Genomic DNA, 18764 nt, shown 5'->3' with positions numbered 1-18764 from the left:
GGCTCACCTCCTGGGGAGCAACAAAGAACGGTGCCATTCATAGAATGCGGGTAGAACGGAACGAAGGACACGGAAAGCCGATATTCCACCGCGCAACGTGCCGATCCGGACGAGTTCATGTTCTGGAGCGTCCACGACCACCCGGACGGCCGCAACCGGGCGCTCGCCCGTGCGTACGGCGCTCAGAAGCGTGACCGCGGACTCCATGTCGACCGCGATTGCGCCGGTCGCGAGCAGATCGGACCGTTCCTGGCCTCGGACGACATGATCGGAGCCGGTGAGCGGCCCGGTGTGGACGGTGCGGCCGGGGACGGTCCGCGCGAGTTCCTTGACGAGTAGGTCGGTGCCGACGCACGGAACGGTTCCCGCCGGATCCCGGGTCTCCTCGGCGACGACCAGATCGCCGGGGTGCATCCCGGGAGCGAGCCCCGCGCAGAAGCCGGTGGCGAGCACGGCGGCCCCGCTGAGGGCGGGGTCGGCCAGGATCCGGGTGACCGAGCGCTCGGCGGCCTTCGGCCCCATGCCCGTACGGAGCACGGTGACCGGCCCGCCCGCCCCGCCGCGCTCGCTCGTGCGCAGGGCGAACTGCTCGATGCCGAGCGCGCAGGCGATCAGCAGCGGGGCCGGGGCGGGCTGTGGGCTCATCAGCTCCCCTTGGCCTCGGCGAGCGACTTCTCGGCGAAGGGCTCACCGTGGACGTACCGGCCGAGCGCGGTCAGCGGGAAGACCTGCCGGTAGAGGTGATAGTTGATGGAGAAGTCCCAGGGGAACCCGGTGCCGGTGAAGTACGGCTCGTCCCAGGAGCCGTCCTCCAGCTGGGTGGCCGCGAGCCACTCGACACCGCGTTCGACGGCCTTGGAGTCCTTCTCCCCGGCCGCGAGCAGCGCCATCAGCGCCCACGCGGTCTGCGAGGCGGTGGAGGCGCCCTTGCCGCTCCATTCCTTGGCGTACTTGTAGGAGCGCAGGTCCTCGCCCCAGCCGCCGTCGTCGTTCTGGACGGACTCCAGCCAGGTCACGGCGCGGCGGATCGCCGGGTGCGAGCCCGGCATACCGGCGGCCACCAGGGCGGGTACGACCGACCCGGTGCCGTAGACGTAGTTCACGCCCCAGCGCCCGAACCACGAGCCGTCGGGCTCCTGCTCGGCGAGCAGCCACTGGATGCCGCGTCGGGTGCGCGGGTCGTGGGCGAGGCCCTCGACCGCGAGCATCTCGACGACGTGCGCGGTGACGTCGGCCGACGGCGGGTCGATGACCTCCCCGAAGTCGCAGAACGGCAGCCGGTTGGGGAAGGGGCTGGTGTTGTCGACGTCGAAGGCGCCCCAGGCCCCGTTCCTCGACTGCATCCCGAGGTTCCAGCGCACGCCCCGGCCGATCGCCTTCTCCACCCGCTCCGGGTCGTGATGCCTGACCCGGCGCAGCGCGAGGACCACTTCGGCGGTGTCGTCGATGTCGGGGTAGTTGTCGTTGTGGAACTCGAACGCCCAGCCGCCCGGAGGCAGTTGGGGCCGCTTGACGGCCCAGTCGCCGGGCCGGACGATCTCCTCGCCCAGCATCCAGTCGGCGGCCTTGACGAGTTGCGGGTGATCGGCGGGGACGCCCGCGTCCACGAGCGCGATGGTCGCGAGGCAGGTGTCCCAGACCGGCGACTGGCAGGCCTCGATCATCCGGGCCCCGTCCTCGCGCCAGACGGCGAAGCGGTCGAGCGACGCCAACCCCTCGCGCATCACCGGGTGTTCGAGGTCGTAGCCCAGCAGCCGCAGCGCGATGATCGAGTACACCGCCGGCGGCTGGATGCCGCCCCAGCAGCCGTCGTTCTCCTGCCGCTCGATGATCCAGCGGGCGGCGCTGTTCATCGCGGCTCTGCGCAGCCTGCGCGGTGCGACCTTGCGCAGCTGGTGCAGGGCCTTGTCGAGCCGCTGGAAGGCACCGTCCCAACTGGCCGCCGGGGCAAGGGGCTTGGGCGGGTTGGGGTTGTGCGGGTTGATGTGCAGTTCGTCGAGCGGGAAGGGCGCGGGCCGTACCGGGCGCTTCGCGGAGACGATCGTCAGCGGGACGATGGTCTGCCGGGCCCAGCAGCCGAAGTCGTAGATGTTGAGCGGGAACCACTTGGGGAAGTAGATGAGCTCCGGCGGGAGTTCGGGCAGGTCCTCCCACTTCCACCAGCCGAACAGGGCCAGCCAGATCCGGGTGAAGACCCGGGAGGCGGCGATGCCGCCCTGCTCCCGGATCCAGGCGGAGGCCTTGGCCATGTGCGGGGCGTCCGGCGCGTCGCCGGCGAGGCGGAGGGCGACGTACGCCTCGATGGTGGCGGAGAGTTCGCCCGGCGCGCCGTAGAAGGTGCCCCAGGTGCCGTCCGCACGCTGCTCACCGCGGATGAAGAGCGCGGCGGCCTGCGTGGTCTTCTCGTCCCGGATCCCGAGGAACTGACGGAGCAGCAGGTCCTCGGCGTCCATGGTGACGTTCGTCTCGAGGTCGCCCTTCCACCAGCCCTGGGCGTCCTGCTGCGCCAGCAGGAAGTCGGTGGCGCGCCGCACCGCGCGCACGGCGGCCTCGTGCACCCCGGCCGCCACGGGGGTCTCTGTGTCGGTGTCGCTGGCCGCGGCTGCCCGGGGCGGCAGCGCCCCGGTGCTTCCGTCGGTCGTCGCTGTCATGGCTTCCCCTTCGTGCAGTGCTACAGGTAGTGCGTCTGCTGTGGGTCCGCCGTCGGCCGGTGCGCTGGTTGCAGCGGCACCGGCCGGCGACTACGCGAGGGCTATTCGACCGATAGTGATCATCTCTTTTCGCCCGGTGGTGATCATCTCTTTCGTACGACGACGAAGTCGGCCAGCGCCGTGAACCTCTCCCGCACCTGCTCGGGCATGTCGACGGCGTCGAGGGCCTCGACGGCGATGGTGTGCTGACGGCGCGCTTCCTCGGCGGTCCACTCGCGGCCGCCGGCCTCCTCGATGAGGGCGGCGCGGGCGGCGAACTCCTCCTCGGAGAAGTTCTCGAAGTCGCTGCTCTTGGCGTCGGCGGCGAGGATCTCGCCGAGCCGCTCGGAGGCCGAGCCGCCCGCCGCGAGAGCGGCCACGACCGGCAGGGACTTCTTGCGCTGGCGCAGGTCGCTCCAGGTCTGCTTGCCGGTGGAGACCGGGTCGCCCCAGATGCCGAGCAGGTCGTCGACGGCCTGGAAGGCGAGGCCCAGGTGGTAGCCGTACTTCTCCAGGGTGTCGGCGGTGTGGTCGTCGGCACCGGCGAGCACCGCGCCGATGGAGCTGGCGCAGGCGATCAGGGCGCCGGTCTTGTTGCCCTCCATCTCCAGGCACTCCTCGACGCCGACGCGGTCGCGGTGCTCGTAGGAGATGTCCTGCGCCTGACCGTCGATGAGGGCGCGGGTGGCGGTGATGAGGCGGCGGGTGGCGCGGCCCGCCTCGACGGTGCCGAGCTCCAGCAGGACCTCGTTGGCGAGGGCGAACAGGGCGTCGCCGACGAGGATGGCCTGGGCCGGGCCGTGCACCTTCCACACCGTGTCGCGGTGGCGGCGCTGCTCGTCGCCGTCCATCAGGTCGTCGTGCAGCAGTGAGAAGTTGTGGACCAGCTCGACGGCGACGCCGCCGGGGATGCCGACCTCGGGCGCGGCACCGGTGACCTCGGCCGAGAGCAGCGCGAGGGCGGGGCGTACGGCCTTGCCGCCGTCGCCGGCGGTGGGGTTGCCGTCGGCGTCGATCCAGCCGAAGTGGTAGGCGGAAACGGTGTCCATGGGAGGGGCCAGACGGTCGACCGCAGCCCGCAGTACCGGTGTGGTCAGGGTCCTACCGCGCTCCAGGAGCGCGGTCACGTCCACCGCGGTCGCTCGAGCGGCCTTCTCGGCCGGGGGCACAGTGGGCACAGTCTCTCCTCTTGTTGCGGTACCGGGGGTGCGGGGGCCTGCCGCCGTGCGCTGGTTCAGCATCACGCCGCCTCCTCGACGTCGAAGAGGTGGCTGGGGCGGGGCCGGCCCAGGGCGCTCAGCGCGGCGCCGGCCGCACTCACGCCACTGCGGACCGCACTCTCCATGGTCGCGGGCCACCCTGTGGCGGTCCACGCTCCGGCCAGGTAGAGGCCGGGTGCCTTGGTACGGGCGCCGGGCCGCAGCCGCCCGACGCCGGGGGTGGGAGCGAACGTCGCCGTGCGCTCCCGGGTCACGAAGAAGTCCTTCACTTCCGCGCGGCGCGCCCGCGGCAACAGCCGCTCCAGCTCGGGCAGATACCGCTCGCGCAGAGCGGCGACCGGTTCGTCGATCTCGTCCTGCGCGGCCGACTGAGACAGGGCGAGGTACTGGCCGTCCCGGAGCCCGGAGGCCTCGGTACGGTCGAACACCCACTGCACCGGGGTACCGAGGGCCGTGAAGAACGGCCTGCTCAGCACCTTGCGGTCGTAGACGACATGGACGTTGAGGATCGGCGCGGTACCGATCTCAAGGAGCTGTTCCGGGGCGTCGAGGGCACCCTGGGGCAGCAGGTCGTACGCCTCGCGCTGGGCGACCGCGAGCACGACCGCGTCGGCCTGGAACGTCTCGCCGGGAACCTGAACCCTCCAACGGCCGTTCTCGTCAGTAGAGATGGAGGTGACGCGTGTACGGATCTCGGTACGGACGCCCGCGGTGTCGAGCGCCTTGCGGGCCAGCCGGTCATGCAGTTCGCCCAGCGGGACGCGCGCCCATCCGATGTCGGCCGCGCCCGGGTCGGACAGCAGACCGGTCTTGAACACCATCGCGGCGAGCCCCAGCGAGGCGTCGCCCGCGACCGCGTTGAGAGTGGCGACCCCGACCAGGTCCCACAGGGCCTCGACGGCACGCGCCGACTGACCGTGCGCGGTCAGCCAGCTGCCGAAGTCCTGGGTGTCCAGGGTCGGATCGGCGAGGTCGAGCCCCTTGAGCGCGAGCGCGGCACGCCCGACGTTGGCACGCTCGGCGAGTGACAGATGCGGATAGGTCGCCAGGCTCCGGCCCAGGTGCAGGGGTACGGGCAGCGCGTCGCGCCGCAGCCTGCCGAGCCGACGGCCCTCGGGGCGAGCGACGTCGAGTACGGGCACGTCGAGACGATCCTGCAGCGGCGCCAGCGCCGCTGCCTCGATCCGGTCGAGGAACCAGCGGTAGGCGGTGCAGCAGCGCAGGTACACATGCTGTCCGTTGTCGACGGTCAGATCGCCGCGCTGGAAGGAGAAGGCCAGGCCACCGAGCCTCGGTCTGCCCTCGATCAGGGTGACGCGCACTCCGGCGTCGGCGAGCGCGAGCGCGGCGGTGATCCCGGCGAGCCCGCCGCCGATCACGACGGCGTCCCTCCCGGCGCGTTTCGGGATGTCCGCGAGCGACCCCTCGGGCCGCGTGCCGTCGGTCATCGTGCACCCTCCCCTGCACGGCCGCCGTGCCGTTGCTTGAACGGTGCACGGCCGGTCGTCTCAGTCAGGGACGCCGATCGGCGGCGGAGGGTTGCCCGCCGCTTTTCCCCGATGGCATCACCTTGGGCCGAAATGTCCATCAGGCGCGCCTCCTGACGGTTCGGGTCACATGCCGGGTGTCTAGACCCGACAGGCCCCGCACAGCGACATAGGCCTTCTCGCGGCCGGGCAGCGAGACCCGGCCGCGCAGCACCGCCTCCGGGTCGCGCTCGATGCGATCCAGGAGACGGCGGTAGATGCCGGCCATGGCGGCGACGCAGGCGCCGCTGCGCCGGTCGAGCATGGGGAGCAGCCGGTAGCCCTCGGCGAAAAGGGCGCGGGCCCGACGCACTTCGAAGTGCACGAGGCCCGCGAAGTCGGAGCCCTCCGGTGGGGTCGGCCCACTGAAGCCGGCCGAGCAGCCGAATTTGGCGAGGTCGTCGGAGGGCAGATAGGTGCGCCCGCCTTCGGCGTCCTCGCGGACGTCCCGCAGGATGTTGGTGAGTTGCAGTGCGAGTCCGAGCGTGTCGGCGTACTCGGAAGCGCGCTCGGCGCCGCGCGCCCCCTGTTCCGTACCGAACACACCGAGCGAGAGCCGCCCGATGGCGCCCGCCACACAGCGGCAGTAGACCTTCAGGTCGTCCCAGGTCTCATACGTCTCGCCGCGTACGTCCATCAGGACACCGTCGATCAGCTCGTCCAGTCCGCCGAGCGGGATCGGGAAGGCGTCGGCCGCGTGGGCGAGGGCAACGGCCACGGGATCGACGTCGTCCTCGTCGACGCCCCGGTCACGGATCCGGGTCAGCAGCTGACGGGTGTCCTCGAGTCGGGCGACCTTGACGTCGGCCGTCAGAGCGCCGTCGCCGATGTCGTCGACGCGGCGCGAGAACGCGTACAGCGCGGACATGGCGCGGCGCTTGGGCGTGGGTAGCAGCCTGATGCCGTAGGCGAAGTTACGGGCCTGCTGTCCGGTGACGGCCTCGCAGTAGCTGTAGGCGGCGAGTACCGGTGCGGACGCGTGTTGTGGTGCAGACTCCACGGTCCGGATCACCCCTCTCCTCGCAGAGTCACGCCCACCTCACGCAGCAGCTGGAGCTTGCTGGCCTTGGGCGGGCCGGGAAGTACGTCGTATTCGGCGGCGGCGATCGCACGGATCGCCGCCCTTCCCCCCGCCACGAAACCCGCGAGCAGTAGCTTGAGCCTGCCGTGGACGCTACCCACCAGGGGGGTGCCTTCATTCAGGAGGTTCCGGGCACGTTCGGCTTCGTATGCAACCAGTGCGCGCACCGATGCGCCCGCTGTTCCTACCGTCAGATCGGTTTCCTGGACGTGAAAACGCTTCATGTCCGCCGCGGGCAGATAGATCCGGTCACGGCCGACGTCCTCGGCGACGTCCTGGAGGTGCTCGACGATCTGGAGCGCGGTGCACACCGCGTCGGAGCGGCGGATCCGCTCGGGCGTCCCGGTGCCGGTGACGGCGAGGACGAGCCGGCCGACGGGGTTGGCGGACAGTTCGCAGTAGGCAAGGAGATCGTCGTAGGTCTCGTAGCGCGCCACGAGCTGGTCCTGGCGGTTGGCGGCGATCAGGCGGAGGAAGGGCTCGGGGGTCAGCGAGCGGCGGCGGACCGTCTGCTGCAGGCGGCGCAGCAGGGGATGGCGCGGGGTGCCGTCGAAGACGCGGCGCAGATCGGCCTCGAAGGCGTCGAGCAGGACCAGCCGGTCATCGGCCTCCTCGTCCGACACGCCGAGCAGGCGGGCGTCGGCGCCACCGGGGGCGAGGTCACCGTCACCGATGTCGTCGATGAGGCGGGCGAAGCCGTAGACGGCCATGAGGTCGGCACGCCAGGCCCTGGGCAGGAAGAACGGGGCCACGGGGAAGTTCTCCGCGGCCGCCTTGTCGAGCGTGCCGCGCTCCGGATCGTCCGCCTGCGTGCCGGGTGCCGTCACCGTGGACTGCCCGGGGCGGGGACGGCGCAGGCGGATGCGTTGAGCTGGGGAGTTTCCGTAGCCATTGCCGTCACATCTCCCGTTCTACACCGCCGACCCAATGCACACTATTTCGGACACGCCGCCCGGCCGTCCGCGCCGCAGCCCGGAGAGAGGGGTGTCGGGCCTTATCGCCCCACTTGCCGCGTTTCGGTACCGGTACAGCTTACGTTGTACAACGCGGCGTGGCCCGTGTGGGTGTCCTGCACATCACAACAACACACCGATTGGCGTCAAGATTCCTAGTGCCAGCCGGAGTTGACGTTTCCTTTGCAGACGCGGGCCCCGCCGGGGCAGTTCCGGCGGGGCTCCGGGAAAGGCTCTGGGCCGCTTGGCCCATGCCAGGGTGGACTACTTGCCCGTGAACTTCTCGTACTCCTTGAGGACCTCGTCCGTCGGTCCGTCCATGCGCAGCTCGCCGCGTTCCAGCCACAGCACGCGGTTGCAGGTGTCCCGGATCGACTTGTTGTTGTGGCTGACGAGGAACACGGTGCCGGCTTCCTTGCGCAGCTCGCGGATGCGGTCCTCGGAGCGCTTCTGGAACTTGCGGTCGCCGGTGGCCAGCGCCTCGTCGATCATGAGGACGTCGTGGTCCTTGGCCGCCGCGATGGAGAAGCGCAGCCGGGCCGCCATGCCGGACGAGTAGGTGCGCATTGGGAGCGTGATGAAGTCGCCCTTCTCGTTGATGCCGGAGAAGTCGACGATCCCCTCGTAGCGCTCCTTGATCTGCTCGCGGGACATGCCCATGGCGAGCCCGCCCAATATGACGTTGCGCTCGCCGGTGAGGTCGTTCATCAGAGCCGCGTTCACGCCGAGCAGCGAGGGCTGGCCGTCGGTGTAGACCTTGCCCCTCTCCGGCGGGAGGAGGCCGGCGATGGCGCGCAGCAGGGTGGACTTGCCGGAGCCGTTGGAGCCGATCAGGCCGATGGCCTCGCCGCGGTAGGCGACGAAGGAGACACCGCGGACGGCGTGCACCTTGCGTACGCCGCGCGCCGCGTCGTCGGAGCCGCGCTTGAGGATGCGGCTGAGGGCGGCGGTGGCGCTGCCCTTGCCGGACTTGGCGCCGTTGACGCGGTAGACGATGTGCAGCTCGTCCGCGATGACGGTGGGGATCTGTGCGTCGGTGTTCTGCTCAGCCACGGCCGTACCTCTCCTCCGCCTTCCAGAAGTACACGAAGCCACCGACCGCGAACAGCACGGCCCAGCCGACCGCGGCCGCCCAGACGTGGTCGGGCAGGTTCGAGGAGCCGTAGCCGTCGATGAGGGCGAAGCGCATCAGGTCCATGTAGACCGCGGCCGGGTTCCACTGCAGGACGGTGGCGATCCACTGCGGCTTGTTGGCCAGCATGACCGGGATGGAGAACATCACGCCGGACGCGTACATCCACGTACGCATCACGAACGGCATGAGCTGTGCCAGGTCCGGGGTCTTGGCGCCGGCGCGGGCCATGATCAGGGCGAGTCCGGTGTTGAACAGGAACTGCAGGACCAGCACCGGCAGGATCAGCACCCAGCTCAGCTTCGGATAGCTGCCGAAGCCGATCGCCACGGCGAACAGCACGATCATCGAGAACAGCAGCTGCTGGAGCTGCTGGAGCGCGAAGGAGATGGGCAGCGAGGCGCGCGGGAAGTGCAGGGCCCGCACCAGGCCGAGGTTGCCGGAGATCGCGCGTACGCCCGCCATCACCGAGCTCTGGGTGAAGGTGAACACGAAGACGCCCGTGACCAGGAACGGGATGTACACCTCGCGGGGCATGCCCCGGTCGGCCTCGAGGATCAGGCCGAAGATGAAGAAGTACACGGCCGCGTTCAGCAGCGGGGTGGCCACCTGCCAGAGCTGGCCGAGCTTCGCCTGGCTGTACTGGGCGGTCAGCTTCGCCCGCGAGAACGCGAGGATGAAGTGCCGCCGGTCCCACAGCTGGCGGACGTACTCGGACAGCGAGGGCCGGGCGCCGCTCACGGACAGCCCGTACTTGGCGGCCAGCTGGGCCGCCGTGAGTCCCTCGTCGGGCGACGGCGGCGCGCTCACCGCGACGGAGCCGTCGTGCGTTGTCTCACTCACCGGTTGAAACTTTCGTCTTCGAGATGCGCAGCCTGTGCGGGCATGGCATGAGCCTGAGGCCGGGGTACGGCCTGGTCGCTCTCAGGGTCGAGCCTGTCAGATGACAGGAGGTCGGCCCAGTCGAGTCAGCCGCCACACCGTACGCCACTTCATGGGCCTGCGGGGACCGCACGGAGTGGTCCACCCTTCCCTGAATCCACCGAACCATGCTCTCAGGGCGGGGCGGGAGGGGCGCCGGGCGAGGGTGAGCAGCATCCACACGCCCAGATAGACCGGGACGAGGGGGGCGGGGAGGTTGCGGCGGGCGAGCCAGACGCGATTGCGGGCGACCATGCGGTGGTAGACCGCGTGCCGCGAGGGCGCGGTCGTCGGGTGGAACAGCACCATGTCGGACCGGTAGTCGATCATCCAGCCCGCGTCGAGGGCCCGCCATGCCAGATCGGTTTCCTCATGTGCGTAGAAGAATTCGTCCGGCAGCCCGCCGACTTCGGCGAAGACCTTGGTGCGTACGGCGTTGGCGCCGCCGAGGAAGGTGGTGACCCGGGAGGAGCGCATCGGGTCGGAGGCCCGCAGCCGGGGCACATGGCGGCGCTGGGTGACGCCCGTGTCCGGGTCGGCGACGCGGAAGCTGACGATGCCGAGCCTTGGGTCGGTCGCGAAGGCGTTGCGGCACAGCTCGGCGGTGTCGTGGAGGGCGAGGAGGCCGTCGTCGTCGAGGAAGAGCAGTATGTCGACGTCCCGGCCGCTGGGGCCGAAGGCCTCGATGCCGGCGTTGCGGCCGCCGGGGATGCCGAGGTTCTCGGGCAGCTCGACGGTGCGCACGCCTTCCGGGACCTCGGGGACCGGGGAGCCGTTGCCGACGACGACGACCTCGACCGGGTCGCCGTCCTGCTTGGCGACCGAGTCGAGGAGGGAGCGGAGCTCGTCGGGACGGTTGCCCATGGTGATGACGACCGCGCCGACCTTCAGGCCGTTCACTTCAGCCTGCTCGAGGCGAGGATGGACACGAGGTGCAGCAGGGTCTGCAGCAGCGCGATGCCGGCGAGCACCGCGACGCCGAGCCGGGAGAAGAACAGGTCACCGCGGACTTGGTCGGCGATCGCCAGGACCAGGATCAGCAGGGACGCCTCGATGCCGAGGACAAGCCGGTGGAACTTGAGCGCGGCCGCGGCACGGCGGGCCAGCGCCATGCCGGAGGAGCGCATCTCGGCGGCGGCCTCCTTGACCGGCGGCTTGCCGGCCTGGTGCCGGGCGACGCCGACGAGGTCGGTCTCGGCCTTGATCAGGATCGCGCCGAGCGCGGCCAGCGTGCCGAGGAAGGCCCACAGCCAGTCGATACGGCCACTGCCCCACAGGTCGGCCGCGCGCAGGCCGAAGCCGACGAGCACGGCGGCGTCGGTGAGGTAGGCGCCGACGCGGTCCAGGTAGACGCCGTTCAGCGAGTACTGCTTCTTCCAGCGCGCGATCTCGCCGTCGACGCAGTCCAGCAGCAGGTAGAGCTGGACCATGACCACGCCGAGCACCGCCCCCCAGATCCCCGGCACCAGAAGTGCCGGGGCCGCGAGGACACCACAGACGGTCATCAGGTACGTGAGCTGGTTGGGCGTGACCCTGGTGTTCACCAGGTAGCGGTCGACCCGCAGGGACACCTCACGCATGTAGAGGCGTCCCATCCAGTGCTCACCGCTGCGCCGGTCCTTCACCCCCGCGGGGTGAACGACGGGGCGGAGTTCAGCTACCGATGGCCTTGACATAGTCGGCGTAGATGTCCTTGATCTGGTCGGTTGTCAGGTCGAGGTGTTCGAGGATCGTGTAGCGGCCGGGCCGGGTCTGCGGAGCGAACTCGACGGCGCGGACGAACTCGTCGTCCGTGAAGCCGATCTCCTCCGGCAGTACCGGCAGCCCGTGCCGACGCAGCACCTCGGCCATGTAGGCCGACTCCTCGTGGGCTCCGCGCAGGTACATCGCAAAGGCCGCACCCAGTCCGCACTGCTCGCCATGGGCGGCGGCGCGCCTCGGGTACAGCAGGTCGAAGGCGTGGTTGATCTCATGGCACGCGCCGGAGCAGGGGCGGGAGTCGCCCGACACCGACATGGCGATACCGCTGAGCACCAGCGCCTCGGCCAGCACCTGCAGGAAGTCGGTGTCCCCTATACCGCCGGGGTGCCGCAGGACCGCCTCACCCGCCTGCCGGGCGATCGCGGCGGCGAGGCCGTCGATCTTCTCCCCCTTGACGCGGTTCGCCAGCTCCCAGTCCGCGATCGCGGAGATGTTGGAGATGGCGTCGCCGATGCCGGCACGGACGAAGCGGGCCGGGGCCTCGTGGATCACGTCCAGGTCGATCACGACCGCGATCGGGTTCGGCACACCGTAGGAGCCGCGCCCGGCGTCGTTGTCGAGGGTGGCGACCGGCGAGCACAGGCCGTCGTGCGCGAGGTTCGTCGGTACGGCGACCAGGGGCAGGCCGACGCGCGCCGCGGCGAACTTGGCGCAGTCGATGATCTTGCCGCCGCCGAGCCCGACGACGGCGTCGTAGTGGCCGGCCCTTATGGCACCGGCCAGCCGGACCGCGTCGTCGAGGGTGCCGCCGCCGACCTCGTACCAGGTGGCGCCGGGCAGCGCGGGAGCGAGCCGCTCCCTGAGCTTGGAGCCGGAACCGTTGCTGACGGCGACGGCGAGCTTGCCGGAGTGCGAGATGCGCTCGTCGGCGAGGACACCGGCCAGGTCGTCGAGGGCACCCGGGCGGATGTCGACGACGACCGGCGAGGGAATCAGCCGGGTCAGTACTGGCATGCGATCTCCCGTCCGCGGGCGAGATCGTCGTGGTTGTCGATCTCCACCCACTTGACGTCACCGATCGGCGCCACGTCGATGCGGAAGCCGCGGTTCACGAGTTCCTGGTAGCCGTGCTCGTAGAACTGCTGCGGGTCGGTCTCCCACACCGCCTTGAGGGCGTCGGCCAGCTCGGGGGCGGCGTCGCCCTCGATGAGGGTCACGCCGATGTACTCGCCGGTGGCCTCGGCGGGGTCCATCAGCTTGGTGATCTTCGTCATGCCCTTCGCGGGGTCGACGACGACCTTCATCTCCTCGTCGGCCAGGTCCTTGACCGTGTCCAGGGCAAGGATGATGCGACGGCCCTCGCCGCGGGCGGCGAGCAGCGTCTTCTCGACGGAGACCGGGTGGACGGTGTCGCCGTTGGCGAGGATCACACCGTCCTTGAGGGCGTCACGCCCGCACCACAGGGAGTAGGCGTTGTTCCACTCCTCGGCCTTGTCGTTGTCGATGAGGGTGAGCTTGAGGCCGTACTTCGCCTCCAGGGCTTCCTTGCGCGCGTACACGGCCTCCTTGCGGTAGCCGACGATGACCGCGACCTCGGTCAGACCGATCTCGGCGAAGTTGCCGAGGGTCAGGTCCAGGACCGTGGGCTCGCCCTCTATGCCCGCGGGCCCCACCGGCACCAGAGCCTTGGGAAGGCTGTCGGTGTAGGGGCGCAGACGCCGTCCGGCGCCGGCCGCCAGCACGAGGCCGATCATGCGGGTTCTCCTTCATCGTGTACGGCGGGTGCGCCGCCCAAATGAGCGGCCACCCAGAAGCGGATGCTCTCGACGAGCACCACGAGGGCGACGGTCACGGCGAGTGCCGTGAGAGCGACCTTGAACTGCGAGACGGCGAGCGCGGCGGCCAGGACGGTGACGAGCAGCGTCCGTCCCTCATGCCCCCCGATGACGCGAACCAGCCAGGCCGGCGGCGCCCCGGCGTCGCCGCGGATGCGGTACACCGTGTCGTAGTGATGGTAGGCGACAGCGGCCACCAGGCCGAAAGCCGCAGGAAGGGCTCCGTTTACCTCAGCTTTAACCGCGAGGGCGAGGACGGTGCCGTATTCGGCCGCCCGGAAGAACGGCGGAACCAGCCAGTCGAGGGCGCCCTTGAGGGGCCGGGCGACGGCGAGACCCGAGGTCACGGCGTACACCAGCGCGGCGACGACCGGCCACGGTCCGCCGAAGTCGGTGAGCGCGGCCGTGCCGACGACCGCGAGGCCGCCGAGCAGGGCCACGGCGGGGACGGCGAAGCCGGGCAGCCGCCGAGCGGGGTTCTTGAACGCCTCCGCGAAGCCCTGCGCGAGCGGCCCGGAGTCCGCGAGGTCGGCCAGGGCCTCGGCGGCGCGGTCGGTGCGGCGGGCCCTGCGGGTCAGCGAGCGCAGCACACGGCCTGCCGTGGTGTAGGTGGCGGCGAAGGCGCAGCCGATGAGCAGCGCGTAGAAGGTGATACGAGGAGTGGTGGCCGCCGTGAGGATCGCGATCATCGCCCAGCGTTCGCCGATCGGCAGGACGATCATCCGGCGCACCCACACCGTCCAGCCGACGCTGTCGAGCTTGTCGGAGAGGGCGGCCGTGGGGCTGGTGTTGGCGGTGGCGTCGTGATTGGCCTCGTTGAAGGAGAAGTCGACCACGTGCCGGCAGGTCTGCAGAACCATCGCGCCGAGGGCGAGCGCCCAGACGTCGTCGCCGCCACGGGCCGCGCCGAGGGCGAGGCCGGCGTAGTAGGCGTACTCCTTGGCCCGGTCGAAGGTGGCGTCGAGCCAGGCGCCGAGCGTGGAGTACTGGAGCGAGTAGCGGGCGAGCTGGCCGTCGGTGCAGTCCAGGACGAACGAGAAGATCAGCAGCAGGCCGGCCGCTATGAAGCCGCCTCGGGTGCCGGTGGCCGCGCAGCCCGCCGCGATGAGCGCGGTGAGCAGGGAGGCGGTGGTGACCTGGTTGGGGGTCAGGCCCCGGCGGGCGCACCAGCGGGCGATGTAGCGGGAGTACGGGCTGATGAAGAAGGTCGTGAAGAAGCCGTCGCGGGACTTGACCGCCGACTTCAGGCGTATGGCCTCGTCATCGACGGCCGCGACCGCCTGCCGCGCCTCGTTGCGGGCCTGCGGGTCGGCCGGTACGGCGGCGACCAGGCTGCCGAGTTCGGGGCGGTGCACGTCGGTGCCGTCGTCGTCGAGGGCGGTGACGATACGGTCGGCGAGGCTGTCCACGGCCACCGCGGAACCGCCGCCCGCGGAGGTCTCGCGGGCCATCGCACGGGTCAGGGCCTGGCGGCCGGCCGGCTGGGCGGTCACGGCGCCCGGGATCGCGGCCAGCGGGAAGCGGGGGTCGGTCAGGCCGAGGCGCAGCGCGTGCGGGTGGCCGACGAAGCGGGCGTCGACCACGGCGACCCGCTGGTCGCCGGGCACCTGGGCGAGGAGCGTCTCGGCGTCGGCCGGGTCGTCGGCGGACCGCACGTCGTAGCCGAGGGATCGCAGATCGCCCTCGATCGACGATCCGGGGACCGGCTGACCGGTGAGGATGGCGGTCGGCAACCGAACTCACTCCCTGGGTACCGGCGCGCCCGCGCCGGTCGTGTACATGGTCGGGGCGCCCCGTGCCGGGGCCCCTGTCGTCAAGGGACGTCGTCCGCCCGAGGGCCGGGCCGGGCGGCGTGTCGGCAGAGGCTATCGGATGAACGGAAGCCAACGTTCACCGGCCGTTTGGCGAAGCGATCAACGTGGTTTGCCCGGAGCCCCACCACGATCATCATCAGGGATTGCGGGGTCCGCCCACAAACTCGTGGCCCCAGACCGGGGCATCGGCGACATTGCGTACCGGGTCGAAGGCGGGACATAGGGTGGGCGACCATGACATGGCTGATCACAGGCGGAGCCGGCTACATCGGGGCACATGTGGCGCGGGCGATGACCGACGCCGGGGAGCGGGTCCTCGTACTGGACGACCTCTCGGCCGGCGTTCCCACGCGGCTGCCCGTGGACGTCACCCTGGTCGAGGGCTCTTCCCTGGACGGTGACCTGCTGAAGCGGGTGTTCGCCGAGCACGCGGTGACGGGTGTGGTGCATCTCGCCGCGCGCAAGCAGGTCGGCGAGTCCATGGCGCAGCCGACGCGCTACTACCGGGAGAACGTGGGCGGTCTCGCCACGCTCCTGGAGGCGGTCGCGGAGGCGGGGATCGAGCGGCTGGTGTTCTCGTCGTCCGCCGCCGTCTACGGCAACCCTGATGTGGATCTCATCACGGAGGACACTCCGTGCGCTCCGGTGAACCCGTACGGCGAGAGCAAGCTCGCCGGGGAATGGCTGGTGCGGGCGGCGGGCCGGGCGCACAACATCTCCACCGTATGTCTGCGCTATTTCAACGTCGCGGGCGCCGCCTCGCCCGAGCTGGCGGACACGGGCGTCTTCAACATCGTCCCCATGGTCTTCGACCGGCTCACCCGGGGCGAGGCCCCGCGGATCTTCGGCGACGACCATCCGACGCCGGACGGCACCTGTATCCGTGACTACATCCATGTCGCCGATCTCGCCGAGGCCCATGTGGCGGCGGCCCGGCGGCTCGGGCAACCCGGTACGAGCGGTGATCTGACCGTCAACATCGGCCGCGGTGAGGGCGTGTCCGTGCGTGAGCTGATCACGGTCATCGCCGAGGTGACCGGCGACCGCCGCCCCGCCCTCGTCGAGCCCCGGCGCCCCGGGGACGCCCCGCGCGCGGTCGCCTCGGCCGCGCTGGCCGCCGAGGAACTCGGCTGGACGGCTCGGCGCGGGGTACGCGAGATGGTCGAGTCGGCATGGCGGGGTTGGCAGCTGCACCACGGCCGCTGATCATGCGCAACACCCTGACCTGCGGATCGTTTCCGCAGGTCAGGGCACATGACAACGGTGTTCAGTGCCGCGTTGCCCGATACCCCCCACCCGTAGTTCACTGTGATCCCGGGACGGAGATTCCGATCGTCCGGCGGATGACGCGGACAGAAGGGCGGCGCTTCATGGGGGCTGGGCACGATCACGGGCACGCGCACGCGCCCACGACCGGTACGGCGGCCGCCGCGTATCGCGGGAGGCTGCGCGTCGCGCTGTCGATCACGCTCGGCGTCATGGTGGTCCAGATCGTCGGCGGTGTGGTCGCGGACTCGCTCGCCCTGGTCGCGGACGCCGCGCACATGGCGACGGACGCGGTGGGTCTCGGCATGGCCCTGCTCGCGATCCACTTCGCGAACCGGCCGCCGAGCATGACACGCACCTTCGGCTTCGCCCGCGCGGAGATCCTCGCCGCCCTCGCCAACTGTCTGCTTCTGCTGGGCGTCGGCGGCTATGTCCTGTACGAGGCGATCGAGCGGTTCTTCACGCCCGCGGCGACCGAGGGCGGCCTGATGATCGTGTTCGGTGCGATCGGTCTGGTCGCCAACATGATCTCGCTGACGCTGCTGATGCGGGGCCAGAAGGAGAGCCTGAACGTGCGCGCCGCGTTCCTGGAGGTGGCCGCGGACACACTGGGCTCGCTCACGGTGCTGATCTCGGCGGCGGTGATCCTGACCACCGGCTGGCAGGCCGCCGACCCGATCGCCTCGCTGGTGATCGGCCTGATGATCGTGCCGCGCACCCTCAAGCTGCTGCGCGAGACCCTCGACGTCCTGCTGGAGTCGGCCCCCAAGGACGTCGACATGAACCAGGTGCGGGCCCACGTACTCGCCCTGGACGGGGTCGAGGACGTCCACGATCTGCACGCCTGGACGATCACGTCCGGCATGCCGGTGCTGTCCGCCCATGTGGTGGTGCGCTCCGACGTCCTGAACGCGATCGGCCACGAGAAGATGCTGCACGAGCTCCAGGGCTGCCTCGGCGACCACTTCGACGTGGAGCACTGCACGTTCCAGCTGGAGCCGGTCGGACACGCCGAGCACGAGGCGCGGCTCTGCCACTGAAGCGGGGGCCGGACCGGCGTCAATGAAACAACCGTACGGTCCGATAAGACGTCAGTACGGACGGAATGCAGCGATCCGGTGGTCCATGGCGTCCTCATGCTCACAGCCCTCCCGCCGACGGTTCCGCGCCCGCCGCGCCGGGCACGATCAACTGCCGGGAGTGCCGGATTCGTACGGCACACTTGGGGCGCAAGACCGATGTGAAGGATGGGTATGCCGATCACACCTGCCACCACGACGCACAGTCCGTCGAACGGCACCGCTGACGCGATTTTGCTGGAACTCGTCGACGAGAACGGTGTGACGATCGGCACCGCTGAGAAGCTCGCCGCCCACCAGCCGCCGGGACAGCTGCACCGGGCGTTCTCCGTGTTCCTCTTCGACGAGCAGGGTCGGCTGCTGCTCCAGCAGCGTGCCCTCGGCAAGTACCACTCCCCCGGCGTCTGGTCCAACACCTGCTGCGGCCATCCCTACCCCGGTGAGGCCCCCTTCGCGGCCGCGGCCCGGCGGACGTACGAGGAGCTCGGTGTCTCCCCGTCGCTGCTCGCCGAGGCGGGCACGGTCCGCTACAACCATCCGGACCCGGACTCGGGCCTGGTGGAGCAGGAGTACAACCACCTCTTCGTCGGCATGGTGCAGTCGCCGCTGCGGCCGGACCCGGAGGAGGTCGGCGAGACGGCGTTCGTGACCCCGGCCGAGCTGGCCGAGCGGCACGCGAAGGACACCTTCTCGTCCTGGTTCATGACCGTGCTGGACGCCGCACGTCCCGCCGTGCGGGAGCTGACGGGCCCGTCGGCCGGCTGGTGACGGGCCCGGGCCCGCTCCGCCGGACGTGCCCTACGGCACGTGCACGGATTTGAGCGGGACGGCGGCCCAGATCACCTTGCCCCCGCTCGCCGTGTGCTCGACGTCGCACACACCGCCCGCCTCCCTGGCGATCTCGCGCACCAGGAGCAGCCCCCGGCCGCCGGTCTGGCCGTGGTCGGCCTCCAGGGCGGTGGGGCGGTAGGGGTGGTTGTCCTCCACGGACACCCGCAGCCACTCGGCCCCGACGGCGACCTCCACGGCGAGCATCGGCGACAGCAGCGCCGCGTGCCGTACGGCGTTCGTCACCAGCTCCGACACGATCAGCAGCACGCCCTGCACCAGGTCGTCCGAGACCGGCACGCCCTGGCGGTACAGCAGGTCCCGGACGGCGTGCCGGGCCTGCGGGACCGACGCGTCGACGGCGGGGGCGGTGAACCGCCAGACCCCCTCGTAAGGCAGTGGACTCGGCGGCCGTGGATCGACGGACTCGTCCGCGCCGCCTGCTGGGCGTGGGCCGGACCCGCGCCCGTGGTTCTCCATCGTCCGGTCGCCACCCTCGCGCTCGATTGTCACCACATGTCGAGTGTTGGTAACGCGCAGGTCCGGGCCGTAGAACTGAACAGAAGTCAGCTGGTATCGAGCGATTCTGATCGTTGGCGTATGACACGGTCAGTTGTGAGACCGGTCCTGTGCCCGCTCGTGCCGACTTGGCGAACTATTCGGGTTGTACGGGCGCCGTCGTCATCGATCACGCGGACCTTCCTGATCGGCCGTTCGG

18 protein-coding genes are annotated in these 18764 nt (G+C 70.5%); 3 read left to right on the top strand and 15 right to left on the bottom strand.

Annotation, left to right across the window (positions count from 1 at the left end):
* Positions 1 to 3: 3 nt before the first annotated feature.
* The 14 genes from ACZ7NC_RS15260 to ACZ7NC_RS15195 all read right to left on the bottom strand — a co-directional run bounded on the left by ACZ7NC_RS15260 (position 4) and on the right by ACZ7NC_RS15195 (position 14792).
* Entirely contained in the window at positions 4 to 645 is a 642-nt protein-coding gene (locus ACZ7NC_RS15260) for a phosphorylase family protein (RefSeq protein ID WP_471488378.1), read from the bottom strand.
* Complete coding sequence (shc, locus tag ACZ7NC_RS15255; protein ID WP_471488376.1) at positions 645 to 2651, bottom strand: squalene--hopene cyclase; 2007 nt, start codon at positions 2649 to 2651, stop codon at positions 645 to 647. Before shc ends, ACZ7NC_RS15260 begins: the two co-directional genes overlap by 1 nt.
* A 143-nt stretch (positions 2652 to 2794) precedes the next feature.
* Complete coding sequence (locus ACZ7NC_RS15250) at positions 2795 to 3931, bottom strand: polyprenyl synthetase family protein (protein ID WP_471488374.1); 1137 nt, start codon at positions 3929 to 3931, stop codon at positions 2795 to 2797.
* On the bottom strand, positions 3931 to 5358 hold the full coding sequence (gene hpnE, locus ACZ7NC_RS15245; protein ID WP_471488372.1) for a hydroxysqualene dehydroxylase HpnE: 1428 nt from the start codon (positions 5356 to 5358) through the stop codon (positions 3931 to 3933). The genes ACZ7NC_RS15250 and hpnE overlap by 1 nt, the downstream gene beginning before the upstream one ends.
* Entirely contained in the window at positions 5355 to 5498 is a 144-nt protein-coding gene (locus ACZ7NC_RS15240) for a DUF6380 family protein (RefSeq protein ID WP_471488371.1), read from the bottom strand. Before ACZ7NC_RS15240 ends, hpnE begins: the two co-directional genes overlap by 4 nt.
* A complete protein-coding gene (gene hpnD, locus ACZ7NC_RS15235; RefSeq protein WP_471488369.1) occupies positions 5498 to 6448 on the bottom strand; it encodes a presqualene diphosphate synthase HpnD in 951 nt (316 codons plus the stop codon). The genes ACZ7NC_RS15240 and hpnD overlap by 1 nt, the downstream gene beginning before the upstream one ends.
* Entirely contained in the window at positions 6445 to 7344 is a 900-nt protein-coding gene (hpnC, locus tag ACZ7NC_RS15230; protein WP_471488367.1) for a squalene synthase HpnC, read from the bottom strand. Before hpnC ends, hpnD begins: the two co-directional genes overlap by 4 nt.
* A 390-nt stretch (positions 7345 to 7734) precedes the next feature.
* The gene (locus ACZ7NC_RS15225; protein ID WP_471488365.1) at positions 7735 to 8523 is read right to left on the bottom strand and encodes an ABC transporter ATP-binding protein; all 789 of its coding nucleotides are present in this window, start codon (positions 8521 to 8523) and stop codon (positions 7735 to 7737) included.
* Positions 8516 to 9445 (bottom strand): ABC transporter permease, encoded by a 930-nt coding sequence (locus ACZ7NC_RS15220; protein WP_471488363.1) that lies wholly within the window; start codon positions 9443 to 9445, stop codon positions 8516 to 8518. Before ACZ7NC_RS15220 ends, ACZ7NC_RS15225 begins: the two co-directional genes overlap by 8 nt.
* Positions 9446 to 9541: 96 nt before the next feature.
* The gene (locus ACZ7NC_RS15215) at positions 9542 to 10387 is read right to left on the bottom strand and encodes a glycosyltransferase family 2 protein (protein WP_471488660.1); all 846 of its coding nucleotides are present in this window, start codon (positions 10385 to 10387) and stop codon (positions 9542 to 9544) included.
* Between the two features lie 32 nt (positions 10388 to 10419).
* A complete protein-coding gene (locus tag ACZ7NC_RS15210) occupies positions 10420 to 11199 on the bottom strand; it encodes a CDP-alcohol phosphatidyltransferase family protein (protein WP_471488361.1) in 780 nt (259 codons plus the stop codon).
* On the bottom strand, positions 11177 to 12238 hold the full coding sequence (locus ACZ7NC_RS15205; RefSeq protein WP_471488359.1) for an iron-containing alcohol dehydrogenase family protein: 1062 nt from the start codon (positions 12236 to 12238) through the stop codon (positions 11177 to 11179). Before ACZ7NC_RS15205 ends, ACZ7NC_RS15210 begins: the two co-directional genes overlap by 23 nt.
* Positions 12226 to 12978 (bottom strand): phosphocholine cytidylyltransferase family protein, encoded by a 753-nt coding sequence (locus ACZ7NC_RS15200; RefSeq protein ID WP_471488357.1) that lies wholly within the window; start codon positions 12976 to 12978, stop codon positions 12226 to 12228. The genes ACZ7NC_RS15205 and ACZ7NC_RS15200 overlap by 13 nt, the downstream gene beginning before the upstream one ends.
* A complete protein-coding gene (locus ACZ7NC_RS15195) occupies positions 12975 to 14792 on the bottom strand; it encodes a DUF5941 domain-containing protein (RefSeq protein WP_471488355.1) in 1818 nt (605 codons plus the stop codon). The genes ACZ7NC_RS15200 and ACZ7NC_RS15195 overlap by 4 nt, the downstream gene beginning before the upstream one ends.
* A 315-nt stretch (positions 14793 to 15107) precedes the next feature.
* Here ACZ7NC_RS15195 and galE point away from each other — a divergent pair, with 315 nt between their 5' ends.
* The 3 genes from galE to idi all read left to right on the top strand — a co-directional run bounded on the left by galE (position 15108) and on the right by idi (position 17986).
* Complete coding sequence (gene galE, locus ACZ7NC_RS15190; protein WP_471488354.1) at positions 15108 to 16079, top strand: UDP-glucose 4-epimerase GalE; 972 nt, start codon at positions 15108 to 15110, stop codon at positions 16077 to 16079.
* A gap of 164 nt (positions 16080 to 16243) precedes the next feature.
* Positions 16244 to 17179: a cation diffusion facilitator family transporter gene (locus ACZ7NC_RS15185; protein ID WP_471488658.1), complete on the top strand. Its 936-nt coding sequence runs from the start codon at positions 16244 to 16246 to the stop codon at positions 17177 to 17179.
* Positions 17180 to 17392: 213 nt separating this feature from the next.
* Entirely contained in the window at positions 17393 to 17986 is a 594-nt protein-coding gene (idi, locus tag ACZ7NC_RS15180) for an isopentenyl-diphosphate Delta-isomerase (RefSeq protein WP_471488352.1), read from the top strand.
* A gap of 30 nt (positions 17987 to 18016) precedes the next feature.
* On the opposite strand, the gene ACZ7NC_RS15175 is transcribed toward idi, so the two are convergent.
* Positions 18017 to 18526 (bottom strand): ATP-binding protein, encoded by a 510-nt coding sequence (locus ACZ7NC_RS15175; protein WP_471488656.1) that lies wholly within the window; start codon positions 18524 to 18526, stop codon positions 18017 to 18019.
* Positions 18527 to 18764: the final 238 nt, after the last annotated feature.

The organism is Streptomyces sp. NPDC111802 (genome assembly GCF_055634335.1).
The sequence above is the reverse complement of the archived record's forward strand: the minus strand, read 5'-3'. Positions and strand labels throughout refer to the sequence as shown.

Excerpts from the sequence above, each read along its gene's own strand:
- ACZ7NC_RS15260 (WP_471488378.1), bottom strand. The coding sequence starts at position 645 with ATGAGCCCACAGCCCGCCCCGGCCCCGCTGCTGATCGCCTGCGCGCTC.
- shc (WP_471488376.1), bottom strand. The coding sequence starts at position 2,651 with ATGACAGCGACGACCGACGGAAGCACCGGGGCGCTGCCGCCCCGGGCA.
- ACZ7NC_RS15250 (WP_471488374.1), bottom strand. The coding sequence starts at position 3,931 with ATGCTGAACCAGCGCACGGCGGCAGGCCCCCGCACCCCCGGTACCGCA.
- hpnE (WP_471488372.1), bottom strand. The coding sequence starts at position 5,358 with ATGACCGACGGCACGCGGCCCGAGGGGTCGCTCGCGGACATCCCGAAA.
- ACZ7NC_RS15240 (WP_471488371.1), bottom strand. The coding sequence starts at position 5,498 with ATGGACATTTCGGCCCAAGGTGATGCCATCGGGGAAAAGCGGCGGGCA.
- ACZ7NC_RS15215 (WP_471488660.1), bottom strand. The coding sequence starts at position 10,387 with ATGGGCAACCGTCCCGACGAGCTCCGCTCCCTCCTCGACTCGGTCGCC.
- ACZ7NC_RS15210 (WP_471488361.1), bottom strand. The coding sequence starts at position 11,199 with ATGTCAAGGCCATCGGTAGCTGAACTCCGCCCCGTCGTTCACCCCGCG.
- ACZ7NC_RS15205 (WP_471488359.1), bottom strand. The coding sequence starts at position 12,238 with ATGCCAGTACTGACCCGGCTGATTCCCTCGCCGGTCGTCGTCGACATC.
- ACZ7NC_RS15200 (WP_471488357.1), bottom strand. The coding sequence starts at position 12,978 with ATGATCGGCCTCGTGCTGGCGGCCGGCGCCGGACGGCGTCTGCGCCCC.
- galE (WP_471488354.1), top strand. The coding sequence starts at position 15,108 with ATGACATGGCTGATCACAGGCGGAGCCGGCTACATCGGGGCACATGTG.
- ACZ7NC_RS15185 (WP_471488658.1), top strand. The coding sequence starts at position 16,244 with ATGGGGGCTGGGCACGATCACGGGCACGCGCACGCGCCCACGACCGGT.
- idi (WP_471488352.1), top strand. The coding sequence starts at position 17,393 with ATGCCGATCACACCTGCCACCACGACGCACAGTCCGTCGAACGGCACC.
- ACZ7NC_RS15175 (WP_471488656.1), bottom strand. The coding sequence starts at position 18,526 with ATGGAGAACCACGGGCGCGGGTCCGGCCCACGCCCAGCAGGCGGCGCG.